Source organism: Ensifer sp., assembly GCF_035999135.1.
Taxonomy (GTDB): Bacteria; Pseudomonadota; Alphaproteobacteria; order Rhizobiales; family Rhizobiaceae; genus Ensifer.
This window is the reverse complement of record NZ_DASYGZ010000243.1, coordinates 36,703-49,876: the sequence shown is the minus strand read 5'-3', so window position 1 is coordinate 49,876 and position 13,174 is coordinate 36,703. Positions and strand designations below refer to the sequence as shown.

Genomic DNA, 13,174 nt, shown 5'->3' with positions numbered 1-13,174 from the left:
GAGCCTGCGACCTGAACCTGGTCGCGAGCGGCGGCGGCGCCAGCAAAAGCGACGGACGCGACGAGAGCCGCGACAGTGAGTTTAAGAGCTTTCATAAAAGTTCTCCCGGAATGGGCTTGTGTTGGTGTGCGCCAAGCGTTGTAGCGCTCTTCGCCGTCTCATCGGCTGCCCCTAGTTAGCCGCCGATGGCCACACCTTTTATGTCAGTTTGACGAAACATTTATGACAGCTCATGTCATTGAAAATGCTAAGAGAAAATGAACGCTCCCGGCTTTTCCGGCGCCAATATGTCAAAACCGCACCGTAAAGGTCGTACCTTTGCCCACCTCGGAATGGATGAGGAGGCGGGCCCGGTGCCGGGTGAGGATGTGCTTGACGATCGCAAGGCCGAGGCCGGTCCCCTTCTTGGAACGACTGGCCTCGACGTTGACCCGGTAGAACCGCTCGGTGATGCGCGGCACGTGTTCCGCCGGTATGCCCGGACCGAAGTCTCTGACGATCACTTCGGCTTCCGTCCCCTCGCCGCCACGCAAGGTGACATCCACCTTCTTGCCTTCCTGGCCATATTTGCAGGCGTTCTCGATGAGGTTCTCGAACACCTCGATCAGCTCGTCGCGATCCCCCTGCACGACAACGGGCTTGTCCGGCACCATGAGCGAGACCGTGACATCGAGATCCCTGGCGAGCGGCAGCAAGCTATCTCGCACGTGACCAAGCAGCGGCACCAGGTCGATCGCGTCGTCCGGCGCGATGTGCGACCGCAACTCCAGTCGCGACAGCGACAGGAGGTCGTCCACGAGCCGGCTCATGCGGGTCGCCTGCTCATGCATAATGACGAAGAATTTCTCCTGCGCCTTCAGGTCGTTGCGCGCCGGTCCCTGGAGGGTCTCGATGAAACCGCGCAGCGAAGCAAGCGGCGTGCGCAGTTCATGGCTGGCGTTGGCGACGAAATCCGAGCGCATGCGGTCGATGCGGCGGGCCTGCGAGATATCGCGATAGGTGATCAGGAAGATCCGCCGCGCCGCGCCCTCGCCGCCGATCTCGGCCGGCGCCACGCGCACCACATAGACGGCGTCCGATGGCAGGCGCTCCGTATGCTCGATCTGGTTGGCCTTTCCCGTCGCCATGGTCTCACGGACCATGTCGAGAATGCCGGGAGATCGCACCCTTGCCGCCAGGTAGGTGTTGGGCGGAATGGTCCCGAATGCCTTTTCCGCAGCCACATTCTGGAAGACCACAGTCTCGTCGGCGGCAATCACGATGACAGGCATGTCGAGCGCGTTCAACGCCGGCACAAGCGGGTCGCTCACCGGCCCCGCGGCAACCACGGTGCTGGCCGGGTTCAGGATGACCGAGGCCGGCGCGGTGCGATTGAGCAGGGCTGCAACCAGAACGATCCAGAAGGGCAGGACGATGAGAAAATGAATGCCGGCGACGGTCGCAAGGACCGCCAGGAGCAGCGTGAGGCCCAGCAACCAGCGTTCTGCTTTCAGCCGCGGCACCAGGTCCCGCCAGAACGCCTTCGAACCGTCCACCTCGACATCCTCGTGAATCACTTTCAACTTCCTCCCGAACCAAAATGGTCGAGAAATAGCGATCCTTCATGACATGATTTTCACGACCGGCTTGAATCCGCAATGCAATTGTGGCCTCTTCCAAAGAAATCGGAGCCCGGACACCCCTCGTTCTGCGGGGCAAAACCGGCCCGAAAGTTTGAAAACGCGCAGGATCCTCCGACGATCGAAGCCGGTTTTCGGACCCCGTGCGCCAAGCCGGAGGGGCGAGCACATGGCGTCAGCGGACACGACGGAAAACACCGAGAGCCGCGGGGTGGAACTGACGATCGACGGCAAGAGCCGCACCTTCGACATCGACAATCCCGAGTTGCCGAAGTGGATCGACGACGAGGCTTTTTCGTCCGACGACTACCCCTACAAGAAGAAACTCGACGAGGAAGAGTACACCGAGACGCTGGAAGCGCTACAGGTCGAACTGGTCAAGGTCCAGATGTGGCAGCAGAAGACCGGCAAGCGCATGATGGCGCTGTTTGAGGGCCGTGACGCCGCCGGCAAGGGCGGCGCCATCCATGCGACCATGGGCAACCTCAACCCCCGCTGGGCGCGCGTGGTTGCGCTGACCAAGCCGACCGAAACCGAGCACGGCCAATGGTATTTCCAGCGCTATGTCGCGACCATGCCGACGGCCGGCGAATTCGTGCTCTTCGACCGCTCCTGGTACAACCGCGCCGGCGTCGAGCCGGTCATGGGCTTCTGCACCCCCGATCAACACAAGCAGTTTCTCAAACAGACGCCGCGCTTCGAGAAGATGATCGTGCACGAGGGGATCCAGTTCTTCAAATTCTGGATCAATATCGGACGCGAGATGCAGCTGAAGCGCTTTCACGACCGCCGCCACGATCCGTTGAAGATCTGGAAGCTGTCACCGATGGACATCGCCGCGCTCAACAAGTGGGACGACTACACGGCCAAGCGCGACGAGATGCTGAAGGCGACCCACACCGATCACGCGCCGTGGACGGTGGTGCGCGGCAACGACAAGCGGCGTGCGCGCATCAACCTGATCCGCCACATCCTCTCGTCGCTTGATTACGACGGAAAGGACAAGGGCGCGATCGGCGAGATCGACGACAAGATCGTCGGCTCCGGGCCGGGTTTCCTGAAGTAGTCGCAGAGGCTATTGCTTCGGACGCGACCGCCGGTTGGCGGGCAAGTCTTCCAGCCCGCGTGAACGCAACCCTACCGCCGTGCCCGGCTCATTGGCCCGGCAGAACGCGGATGGCGTAGAGGCTGAGGCTCTTGCCTTCGCCACTGATGTCGCTGTTGATGACGATCTGGCCGGGCGAACTTGGCGCGAGGCTCCGGTCGAAGGTGATCTTGAACAGCATGTCCAGCCGTTCGTCATGCACGGTGAAACGGTGACGGCCGCATTCGCCGAGAGACGAGAAATTGCACTCGACCGCGAATTCCGTGGTCTTGCCCGGCTGCGCCTGAACGGTCAGCGCCAGGGTCGAGGTTTTCCCCGACAGTTGCGCCAGAACCGCTGCCGGAATCTCGATGGTGATGTCTCCTTCCGCACCGGCGGCCGAAGACGTCAGCTGGATGCGCCGGCCGCCTTCGTCGTCGAGGGGTTCGGCCTTCGCGCTCGTCCCGGTCGCCACCGAGGCCGTGCTGGCCGGCGTGAAGACTTCCACCCAGTCGCCCGTGAAGCCTTGCTGGGCGCCGAGCGTGCGCAATCCGGCGGAACCATCAAAATCTTCCGAGGCAACCGATGCCGGCGGATTGGAGACATTGGTGTCGCGCTCGGCCGCCGATTTCAGGAGATCGTTGGTCTGCACCCACCAGGCCGCCGCCCCTACCCCTGCCGCCAGCGTGACGACGACCATGGTAAAGGACAGGAACCGGCTGCGCTTGCGGCGGCGCTTGCGACCCGTGTCGGCGCGCACTTCGGGCGCAGCGACGGCCGCTTCCGCGCTCTTTGCTGCACTTTCGACAGCCGCCCGTGTGGACACGACCGGCCCCTCGCGATCGGCGCGCAGGCCGCCGAGACCGCCATCCGCGCCGACGGCGCGCGGCGTATCGGCCGCAAAGCCCGGGTCGCGGCGAGCGGTCGCGGGCTGCGGTTGAGGCTGCGGCTGCAGCTGCTGCTGCGGCTGAGATCGGGGTTGGACCTGCGGCTCGACACGCGGCTGCACTGGTGTGCGTGCGCGCATGGCGTCATCGACACTCACGACCGGCGGCACCGCCTGCCGTGGCTTCAGCGCCGCCCGTTCCTCCGTCTCGATCGCGTGGATGACGGCTTCGAGCCGATGGCGCTGCTGGGCGATGACGTTGACATCCTCGATCCCCTGCTTCTGCAATCCCGCTTCGAGCGCCTGGCGGGCGGATTGGTAGATACGCGCCCGCGTTTCCGCGTTGGCGCGATCGGAGCGCTCAAGCGCATTTCTGATCGCAGTCTCAAGTCCGCTCACATCACGTCCTTCTGTGTCGGCAGGGCTTTGGACCTGCTGGCGCGCCGCGTCCGATCGGTACTCCTCGAACTGTCGGCAAGGGGCCCAACGGTTAATTCTGGAGGCACGCCTTTGGTTTTGTTAACAATTGCGTAACCGCTGCTGCCCAAATCCGCAAGTCCGGCGAAAGCCCGCGCATGCCAAGGCCGGGGAAAACGCCGCCTCCTGCCGCGTCTGAATGGAAAAAGGGCGGCGATGGAGGCAGCAAGACCGCCCTTTGCAAGCGAACAAGTTGCTGCTATCTGTTTTGACGTTTACGCAAACGTCAAAAATTGACGCGATTGATCGAGGGATGGAGAAGCCGATGGCACTGCCGCCAATTCTTTCCGGAACGACGAGACTGCCGGTTGTCGGCGCGCCGCTGTTCATTATCTCCAACCCGCAGCTGACGATCGCGCAGTGCAAGGCCGGCGTCATCGGCGCCTTTCCCGCGCTCAACGCCCGCCCGCAAGCGCAGCTCGACGAGTGGCTGGCCGAGATCACCGAGACGCTTGCCGACCACGACGCGAAGAATCCGGGCCGGCGCGCGGCCCCCTTCGCCGTCAACCAGATCGTGCACAAGTCCAACGCGCGGCTCGAGCAGGACCTGATGCTCTGCGTCAAGTACAAGGTTCCGGTCGTCATCTCCTCGCTCGGCGCCGTGCCCGAAGTCAACGCCGCCATCCACTCCTATGGCGGCATCGTCCTGCATGACGTCATCAACAACCGCCACGCCAACTCGGCGATCCGCAAGGGCGCCGACGGGCTGATCGCGGTTGCGGCCGGCGCCGGCGGCCACGCAGGAACGCTGTCTCCCTTTGCGCTCATCCAGGAAATCCGCTCGTGGTTCGACGGGCCGCTGCTTTTGTCCGGTGCGATCGCCACCGGCGGCGCGATCCTGGCTGCGCAAGCAATGGGCGCTGATATGGCCTATATCGGCTCGCCCTTCATCGCCACCGACGAAGCCCGCGCCAGCGACGCCTACAAGCAGATGATCGTCGACAGCAACGCCGCCGACATCGTCTACTCCAACTATTTCACCGGCATTCACGGCAACTACCTGAAGCCCTCGATCACTGCCGCCGGCATGGACGTTGAGAACCTGCCGGAGGCGGATCCGTCGAAGATGGATTTCGCCCAGGCGACCGAGGGCGCCAAGGCCTGGAAGGACATCTGGGGCTGCGGCCAGGGCATCGGCGCCGTCAAGGAAGTGACCTCCGTCGCCCGCCTCGTCGACCGGCTCGAGCGCGAATACGACGCCGCCCGCACCCGCCTGGGCCTGCATTCCGCCCCCGCTCAGGCTACCAACAAGGAATTTTCAAGTTCTCGCAACTGATGGCTTGAAATCTGAGCGCTTTGCGTTTATCAGCGCCTCACATTCGTTCCGCGGACGTCCGCGGAACCGCCTCCGGGCCGCTTTAGCTCAGTCGGTAGAGCACATCATTCGTAATGATGGGGTCACGTGTTCGAGTCACGTAAGCGGCACCATTCTTCCTGAGAAAATCAATACAAGTCCGCCGGCCACCGGGCATGCCGTCTGCTTATCGTCGGACAACATCCGGATACGGCACCCTATCTCGCGCGGACTTTCCAGCCGTGATCGGCGTCAGACATGGTTCCGGGCGATTTCGCGCCGCTCACCCAGATCTCCAGCCCCCGAGCGCTTGGTAGTTGACGGTGTTGGGGAAACCATGTGCGGCTCGGATCAACCGCGATCAGCACGCCCTCGTCGTCCCCGATCGCAGCAAAGCTGGAGGATGCCGACCCGATCGTTCCGACACCGATCGTCCAGGCCGCCTCGGCGACCGTGCCCTCGACATCGCTCGATGGAACGCCGACCTCGCTGAGACAGGAGAGGTCAGCGCCGCCGAACGGTCGCGCGCCTGACGGATGCTCAAGCCTGCGGCGGCCGATCAATTCCAGCACGGCATTGTCGGGGCCGTCGAAGTAGACCGACCTTGACTGCCAACCCTCATGAACGAAGCAATCGTTATCTTGCGTATCCCTCTGGAGAGGCGCGCGCGCCTTCAACCATGCGACCGCTGCGTCGAAGCGCACGTAGGGAACATTGAACGCCAGATGCACGCCGCAAGGTACGTCCTCGACCGCCGGCATCAGTTGGATCTCGCTCCACCCGACCTGGATGGAGTTCCCGGCTGCCGGCAGTTCGAGGACGTCTCGAAAGAAGGAGACGCTCCTTGAGACATCCGATGCAAGCAACCTCAATCTGGTGATGCGCATGAACCCGTTCCCGTCGCGAAGCGAATTGGTTGTCGGGTCATTTCCTACGATCTCAACCCCGGTTGAGGTCAAGACGGTTCCCGCAGCGCGCCGGCCTGGAAATTGCAACGAATTCCGTTTGGGCCGTTGACGACCTCAGGCGTCACACCCACATAGATTCCAATGGAGCGACGCTAGTTGGAGAGAACGGAACCCACGCAAATGGTCATGTTGACGTCTGGAACGCGGACCCTGCCAGCGCGAGATGGTAGAGGGAACGCGGCGCATGGATGTCGTGGGAATGGTCGGCTTTTATGCTGACATATCCAGCATCATTGCTGTTCTCATCATGATCTTCATGATGAGACAGAGCTAAGGAAGACCCCGCTTCGGCGGGGTTTTTGCTTGGATATCAGTCGACTGGTCGTCCGCATCCGCCAAATCCGAGCGCTGAACGCGCAGACCCGCGGGTGCGCTCTCACAACAACAGCAGCTTCTTCAGCACCGAGAACACTTCCTTGTAGGGCAGCCTCGTTGCCCCGGCGACGGCGAACGGGATGAGGGCGGCGGCGGCGACGGGCACGACGGCGTCGCGGCTGATGAGCATGGTCGAAAGTTTCTTGGTCGCATCGAACAGCTTGCCTGGGTCGGCGATCTCCTCGTCCGCTTCAGGGCCGGGATCGGCCGCCACATTGCGGCCGAGCACCTTGCGTTCGGCGGCGCGCTGGAAGCGGGTCGCCTGCACTCCGAGCATCAACAGACCGCTTTCCTTCAGCTTTGCCAGCGGCTTGGAGAAGGCCGACAGGGGATAGGCGAAGAAGGCAATGACGATCGCCAGCCACCCGCTCATGATCATGCTGAAGGTCGTCATCGACAGCGTCTCCTGCAGGAGGTGCTTCATGACGGCGGCGGCGATCGCGGCACTCATGCCGAAGACGAAGAACATGTAGGCGTTCGGATATTGCGACAGGAACCCAAGCCCGCCCTTGCCATCGGGATGAGCCGCAACGAGGCGCAGTTCCAGATCGGCGATCCTTCGCAACAGCTGCGCCCAGACCAGGTGCCGCCAGACGCCGCGCAGGAACAGGAAGACGAAGAACGGCAGACTGACGCAGATCGACCACCATCCGGCCGCGGTAATCCGGTTGCCCTCGGCCGTATGCTGCACAGCCCAGAAGGAAACGTCCGACGTGTGAAAATTGAGGAACGACAGCAGCGCGGCCAGCGCCGCAAGGCCGAGGCAGACCAATTCGGCGAGCCGGGAGTCGCGCCGTTTCAGCGCCGTGGATATCGCCTGGGCGGCCGCCGGCATCGAGGTCGGCGCGATCAGAGGCGCACGGGAAAACTGCCCGAGCTTGATGCGCAAGCCACGCTCGACCTGTTGCTCGGCCAGCACGAAGGCGGCGATCGCGATGAAGAATTTCGCCCACACGCCCGGGTCGGTCAGGAAGGAACGTTGGGCGTGGTCCAGCGACAGGCTGTCGGGCAGACCGAGCAGGAAGGGAACGCCCCAGGCAAGCGCAACGAAAAGCAGCGCTCGCTTGCCCGACTGCAGGGCGTTCGCGCGCAGGAGCTTGAGCCGCGCCTGAAGCTCGAAGAACGGCCCCCCATGCGAAGCTAGATACTCGGCGATCTTGCCTTGCCGCGTCGCCGCGGGGTCCCCGGCAGGCTGGCTGCCGGGCAGATTGTCTCCGGGGACCGCTGCACTCATGGCGTCAATCCTCCACGACCTGCCAATTGTCGTTCGGGTTGAACTGCCGGATCCCTTGGGCGACGCTCTCGGTCTTGTCGCCGAGATCGGCCTGGTAGACAGTCCCGTTGCGATTGACGACGAAGGTGTGCACGCCCGTCGCCCCATAACGCACTGGCCAGGCGACCAGCGCGAACCCGGCAATCATGTTGCCGTTGATGATGTAGTCGAACTTGCCGCCGGCGATGTTGTCGCCCTGGTTCGTCAGCACCCGGTAGCGATAGCCGAAATAGCCCTTGCCGGCCTGGGCCTTGGCAAGCACGGCGCCATCGGCGAGCGCCTCGCCGGCCGGGCTCTCATCCTCGCCGTCGCCCGCTGGCCAGTAGAGCCCGTCCTTCTTGCCTTCGCTGCTGATCAGCTTCTGCGCGTATTCGAGAACGCCGTCACCGTCGTGATCCTCGAGCGCATACTCTTCCTGCGCCTCGACATAGGCGCGCACGGTTGCGATCGTGTCGAGTTCGTTGCGCCCGACCAGCCGATTGGCGATTTCCTCGAGGCCGGTATAGGTGTCGAAGGACCACTTGCCGTCGTCGCCCTTGGCGATCGGGAACGGGAACGGCCAGAGCACGTCGCCGATCTCCAGCACCTTGCGGTTCTCGACGTCCTCGACCACCACCTTCTTCTTGGCGCCCGCCTGGATGTCTGCAAAGGCGTCCATGGCGCCGTCACTGGCCTTGGCCTTGGCGGCATCGAGCCCCACGAGGGCCGCGAGCTTGTCGAAATCACCGGAAGAAACCGCCGCCTTGAAAGCCTCCACCGCCTGATCCGCGGTCTCGAAGACCGGCGGATCGCTGGCAGCCGCGTAGTCGGAAAGCCCCGTTGGCGCCTCTTGCGCGAGCGCAGGTGTGCCTCCAGCCAAAGCCGTTGCCGCGATTGAGGACAGGAGCAGATTGCGTACGATCTTGATCATTGTCGTTCTCCTCCTTCTTCCTATCGATGCCGGCCGCCACCGCCGCGATGGATCTCGCGGTGCGGCTGGCCGCCACCCCGGTGTCCACCGCCAAGCGCCTGCCGGCCACGGTCCGATTGCACCTTGGTCACCCGGCCGCTTTGCACCTGGCCGAGCGCCGAGGGCTTGCCGCCACCACCCCGCTCGATCTTTCCGCCCGGCTTCGGTTTGGCGACAGGGCGGTCGATCGTGCCCGCGGGCCTGGCATTGCCGATCTTGTCGCCTGCCGGCCTCTGCTTGATCTGGTTGCCCGGCTTGCGATCGCCGAGGTTCGCCGCGTCGCCGCGCCCGATGTTTTCGCGCTGGCGGGCGTCGACCTTGCTCTTGCGCACGTCGTCGACCGAGACCCGGCTTGCGGCCCGGCGGCTTGTGGCTGAACCGATCTGATCGGTGCGCACGGTTTTCGCCCGGTTGGAAAGATTGTTGCCCTTGACCGACCTGAAATCCTTCTCCATCGAGGTGCGGTCGATCTTATTGAACTGGTTCTTGTCGAAGCTGATTTTGCTGCGGTCGACATTCTTCCAGTCGACATCGTTGAACTTCACCTTGCCGTTGATGTTGTTGAAGCAATTGTTGCAGTCGATGTCGATGTCGTTGCCGTTCCAGCGTCCGCCCCAGACACCCCAATCGTCCCAGTCGACGACGGCGGCAAAGGCTGCGCCGGTGACGACGCCAGCAAAGAAGGTCGCTGTCGGATAGTAATAGCTTGGATAGGGCTCGGGATAATAGGCGATCGGCGCCGGCTGGTAGCCCGGATCATAGAGCATCTGCGGCTCGTACTGCGGGACGTAAATCTTTTCCGGGTTCGCAGCCTGGATCACGACGTTGTCGTTCTCCTGTTTGACGACCACCTTGTCGTCCGACTTGATCACGCCATCGGCGACGGCCTTGTCGCGCAATTGCTGGATGGCGATCAGGACGTCCTTCTGCTGGTAGGCGAGCGCATCACCCAGCGACTGGGTCCAGTCGAGGTCGTCGCTCATCATCTTGACGATCTCGGGATAGTTCAGGAGCGAGACGATACTGCCGTCCCAGCTGTCCTTCGGCTTCAGGTCCGTCTTCGTCTTCCTGTCTTCGAGGAAACGCTGGGCCTCGACGATCTGCAGCGGATAGAGCGATGCGGATGTCACCAGTGCCACGAGTTCGTCGGGATAAAGCGCGATGCGCGCAACCAGCACTTCGAGTTCGTCTTCGCTGAGCGGCTGGGGGGCGTCGTCGGCCGGCGCCTGCGTGCCCGCCTGCTCCTGGGCGACGGCAGCGGTCGTCACGACCGAACCGCCGAGAATGGCAAGCAACGCCAAGGTGGGCGCATAGGAACGAGGTCGATTGAACATAGTCACTCCTCTGGTCTGCTGCCGCGTAGAGTTTGCATAAGGAAATACAAATGCAATCGAAAATCGCACGCTCAGAACAAAAGCGCTTGCAAATCGTTGCCCTTTGCCCTGATCCGCAAACATCCGCCAGACGAGAAAAGCCGGTCGTTTCCTTCTGCGACGGAAACGACGTCCTCGCCAAGGCGACCGACCAGCGCGTTTCGCTAGTGCAGGCAAATGTGACAGGCGTACAGGGAGCAAGCAGGATCGGCCGATGGCGATCGTCGCTTGTGTCGTTTCCGGACACGATTCGGCGCGCGCGACCGGGACGCCGCGCGCGCTCAGGCAGCACCACCAATGTCCGGCCGGCACTCCTGCGGGCCGCACCGTCGTCCAGCCGCACCTGACCCGCCAATGTGGCGCGCCGCCAGGTGCCGCTACTTCAAGGCGCCGTCACCGCTTCGGTCGGCTGTCTTGAAGTCGGCCATCACCCGGTCCAGGAATTCCTTCTGGGTAACCTTGCCGTCGCTGTTGGCGTCGGTGGCGGCGAACTGCTGGGCGTTCAGTGCCTGTTTCGTTTCGTCGGGACTGAGACTGCCGTCCTTGTTCTTGTCGAGGCCGGCGAAGGCCGCGGTCATGAAGCGTTCGTATTCGGACCGATCGACCGCGCCGTCCTTGTTGGCGTCGAGCGCTGTCATCTGGCCCTCATTCATGGTCGCCGCCTGCTGCGCGAGCGCCGGTCCCACCTGGCAGAGCGCAGCCAGGCTCAAGAGAAGGATTTTTCTCATCCCGCACCTTCCGTTGTTGTCAGTAATAGCGGCAGGTCAGCGCGTTGCCGGCCGCCGCGCCAAGCGTCGCGCCACCGCCAACGGCCCAGAGCTGGCCGGTTCCCGAACCGATTGTCGAACCGATCAGGCCGCCAACGATCGCGCCGCCGACGGTTCCGGCGATGCAACCGAACTCGTTGCCGGTCGGTCCCGACTTGGAAACGTAGGCGGACTGGCACCCGGACAAGGCAAGGGCGCCGGCAAGAATAAGTGTGATGCTGTGCTTGCTCATTTTACCCTCCAATATGGCCGTCTGATTGCAACAAAGATCGGCGGAGGCGCCATTGAGTGGCGTCGATTGCAAATAAACTTCCCGAATAGGCTCCCGGACTGGGGAGAAAGACTTCTGATCGATCAGAAGCAATTCACGAATAAAACAGACGGCCTTGCGACTACGCCGCCCAAACCGCGGGCGAATACTACCGCCCGGAAGCAGAAATGACAACGTTGCACTTGGCAATCGGTTCCACGCAGTCCCGTTCGCCCACTTGAATCCGCCTAGCCAACAGGGCGGAGATGGATCGCCTTGGCTCAGTTTTTCTAGGGCCTGCCTCGAAATATCGTCATTTGCCCTCAAGCGACCGGCAATCTACCTCTGACGCGTTCCGTCGATCGCCCGCTCCAAAACTCCCTCGGCGACCGGAGCAACGGCGGATGGAATGCAATCGTCTCTGCCGGCCGCCGCCACCCCCGCCCGACGGCACCGACAGCGCATCATCAGGAAAGAACGCATCGAATGAACAGGACGACGACAATTAAATTAGGCCTTGCTACTGTACTTTTTGCGTCCTTCGCCGCAGCCGCGTCGGCTGCGAACGGCGAAGCCGCGCGGATAGAAGCAGCCATCGACAAGGCAATCCGCCCGGTCATGCGCGAAAACAAGGTGCCAGGCATGGCCGTCGCCGTCACGGTCGACGGCCGGCGCTACTTCCTCAACTACGGCGTCGCCTCCAGGGAAACGAAGGCGCCGGTGACCGAGAACACGCTGTTCGAGCTGGGTTCCATCAGCAAGACCTTCGCCGCGACACTGGCCACCTATGCCGAGGTGCTCGGCAAGGTCTCGTTCGACGACCATCCCGGCAAATACATTCCCGCACTCAAGGGTACGGCGATCGACAAGGCGACCCTGCTCCATCTCGCCACCTACACCGCCGGCGGGCTGCCTCTGCAATTTCCCGACGCGGTCAAGACCGACGCCGACATGACGGACTATTTCAGCGCCTTCAAACCCGACGCCAGGCCGGGAGCGAAGCGGCGCTATTCCAATCCGAGCATCGGCCTCTTCGGCCACGTGGCAGCGCTGGCGATGGGCGGCGATTTTGGGAATGTGCTCGAAACAGAGCTTTTTCAGAAGCTCGGCCTGAAGCAAAGCTTCGTCACCGTTCCGAAGAGCGCGATGAGCAGCTACGCCTGGGGCTACGGCAGGGCGGACAAGCCAATCCGCGTCAATCCCGGCATGTTCGATGCAGAAGCCTACGGGGTAAAGTCATCGGCGGCCGACATGATCCGCTTCGTCGAAGCCAACATCGACCCGACGGCATTTGACGAAAACACAAGGCGGGCCATCGAAGGGACCCACATCGGCTATTTCGACAGCGGCAAGATGGTGCAGGGGCTTGGCTGGGAACAATATCCCTATCCGGTTTCGCTGGAAAAGCTGCTCGACGGCAACTCCCGCACCATGGCGCTCGACGCCCACGCCGTCAAACCGCTGACCCCGCCGAAGCAGCCCGAGGGCGCGACGCTCTACAACAAGACCGGCTCCACCAACGGCTTTGGCGGCTACGTCGCCTTCGTGCCTGAGGAGAAGATCGGCGTCGTGCTTCTGGCAAACCGGAACCTGCCGATCCCCGAGCGCATCAAGGCAGCGCACGCGATCCTCGAGGCGCTCAAGGCTTCGTCGCAATAGCCGACTTTCGGCGCGCGCGCCGACGGAACGCCGCGTGATGGCAGACGCCTGATCCGGCGTTCCGACCGTTGCCGACAACCTGCTCGCGAACCTTCAACCTCTACCCGCTTGCATATTAGCTCCGAGTGTTGTCATCTTCCCTTCGCGAAAGCGCTGTGTGATGGGCATGGGGTTAGGTATTCCGGGGACAGTCAATGCTT

Annotated in this window: 11 protein-coding genes and 1 tRNA gene; 4 read left to right on the top strand and 8 right to left on the bottom strand. The window is 62.9% G+C overall.

Features of this window, described 5'->3' with window-relative positions; all coding sequences use genetic code 11:
- Positions 1-290: 290 nt before the first annotated feature.
- Positions 291-1,556, bottom strand: a complete 1,266-nt coding sequence (gene phoR, locus VGO12_RS32195) for a phosphate regulon sensor histidine kinase PhoR (protein WP_327516802.1) — start codon at positions 1,554-1,556, stop codon at positions 291-293.
- Between the two features lie 232 nt (positions 1,557-1,788).
- Between phoR and ppk2 the strand changes: the two genes are divergently transcribed.
- Positions 1,789-2,685, top strand: a complete 897-nt coding sequence (gene ppk2, locus VGO12_RS32190; protein ID WP_327516801.1) for a polyphosphate kinase 2 — start codon at positions 1,789-1,791, stop codon at positions 2,683-2,685.
- A gap of 88 nt (positions 2,686-2,773) precedes the next feature.
- On the opposite strand, the gene VGO12_RS32185 is transcribed toward ppk2, so the two are convergent.
- On the bottom strand, positions 2,774-3,988 hold the full coding sequence (locus VGO12_RS32185) for a biotin transporter BioY (protein WP_327516800.1): 1,215 nt from the start codon (positions 3,986-3,988) through the stop codon (positions 2,774-2,776).
- A gap of 343 nt (positions 3,989-4,331) precedes the next feature.
- Here VGO12_RS32185 and VGO12_RS32180 point away from each other — a divergent pair, with 343 nt between their 5' ends.
- Entirely contained in the window at positions 4,332-5,342 is a 1,011-nt protein-coding gene (locus tag VGO12_RS32180; protein ID WP_327516799.1) for a nitronate monooxygenase family protein, read from the top strand.
- Positions 5,343-5,418: 76 nt separating this feature from the next.
- Positions 5,419-5,494 (top strand) — tRNA-Thr (locus VGO12_RS32175).
- 84 nt (positions 5,495-5,578) lie between these two features.
- Here the strand turns inward: VGO12_RS32175 and VGO12_RS32170 are convergent.
- From VGO12_RS32170 to VGO12_RS32145, 6 genes are all read right to left on the bottom strand, one after another.
- A complete protein-coding gene (locus VGO12_RS32170) occupies positions 5,579-6,319 on the bottom strand; it encodes a hypothetical protein (RefSeq protein ID WP_327516798.1) in 741 nt (246 codons plus the stop codon).
- Positions 6,320-6,704: 385 nt separating this feature from the next.
- Entirely contained in the window at positions 6,705-7,937 is a 1,233-nt protein-coding gene (locus tag VGO12_RS32165; RefSeq protein ID WP_327516797.1) for a hypothetical protein, read from the bottom strand.
- A 4-nt stretch (positions 7,938-7,941) separates the two neighbouring features.
- A complete protein-coding gene (locus VGO12_RS32160) occupies positions 7,942-8,886 on the bottom strand; it encodes a DUF2950 domain-containing protein (protein ID WP_327516796.1) in 945 nt (314 codons plus the stop codon).
- Positions 8,887-8,906: 20 nt separating this feature from the next.
- The gene (locus tag VGO12_RS32155; RefSeq protein ID WP_327516795.1) at positions 8,907-10,259 is read right to left on the bottom strand and encodes a DUF3300 domain-containing protein; all 1,353 of its coding nucleotides are present in this window, start codon (positions 10,257-10,259) and stop codon (positions 8,907-8,909) included.
- Between the two features lie 416 nt (positions 10,260-10,675).
- Entirely contained in the window at positions 10,676-11,026 is a 351-nt protein-coding gene (locus tag VGO12_RS32150) for an EF-hand domain-containing protein (RefSeq protein ID WP_327516794.1), read from the bottom strand.
- A 19-nt stretch (positions 11,027-11,045) separates the two neighbouring features.
- Positions 11,046-11,297: a glycine zipper 2TM domain-containing protein gene (locus tag VGO12_RS32145; RefSeq protein WP_327516793.1), complete on the bottom strand. Its 252-nt coding sequence runs from the start codon at positions 11,295-11,297 to the stop codon at positions 11,046-11,048.
- A 504-nt stretch (positions 11,298-11,801) separates the two neighbouring features.
- Here VGO12_RS32145 and ampC point away from each other — a divergent pair.
- Positions 11,802-12,974 carry a class C beta-lactamase gene (gene ampC, locus VGO12_RS32140; protein ID WP_327516792.1) on the top strand — a complete coding sequence of 391 codons (1,173 nt, stop codon included), beginning with the start codon at positions 11,802-11,804 and terminating at the stop codon, positions 12,972-12,974.
- The last annotated feature ends 200 nt before the right edge of the window (positions 12,975-13,174 follow it).

What these genes read in the sequence shown, in the direction of transcription:
- ppk2 (WP_327516801.1), top strand. Translation starts at nt 1,789, where the DNA reads ATGGCGTCAGCGGACACGACGGAAAACACCGAGAGCCGCGGGGTGGAA.
- VGO12_RS32180 (WP_327516799.1), top strand. Translation starts at nt 4,332, where the DNA reads ATGGCACTGCCGCCAATTCTTTCCGGAACGACGAGACTGCCGGTTGTC.
- VGO12_RS32165 (WP_327516797.1), bottom strand. Translation starts at nt 7,937, where the DNA reads ATGAGTGCAGCGGTCCCCGGAGACAATCTGCCCGGCAGCCAGCCTGCC.
- VGO12_RS32160 (WP_327516796.1), bottom strand. Translation starts at nt 8,886, where the DNA reads ATGATCAAGATCGTACGCAATCTGCTCCTGTCCTCAATCGCGGCAACG.
- VGO12_RS32155 (WP_327516795.1), bottom strand. Translation starts at nt 10,259, where the DNA reads ATGTTCAATCGACCTCGTTCCTATGCGCCCACCTTGGCGTTGCTTGCC.
- VGO12_RS32150 (WP_327516794.1), bottom strand. Translation starts at nt 11,026, where the DNA reads ATGAGAAAAATCCTTCTCTTGAGCCTGGCTGCGCTCTGCCAGGTGGGA.
- VGO12_RS32145 (WP_327516793.1), bottom strand. Translation starts at nt 11,297, where the DNA reads ATGAGCAAGCACAGCATCACACTTATTCTTGCCGGCGCCCTTGCCTTG.
- ampC (WP_327516792.1), top strand. Translation starts at nt 11,802, where the DNA reads ATGAACAGGACGACGACAATTAAATTAGGCCTTGCTACTGTACTTTTT.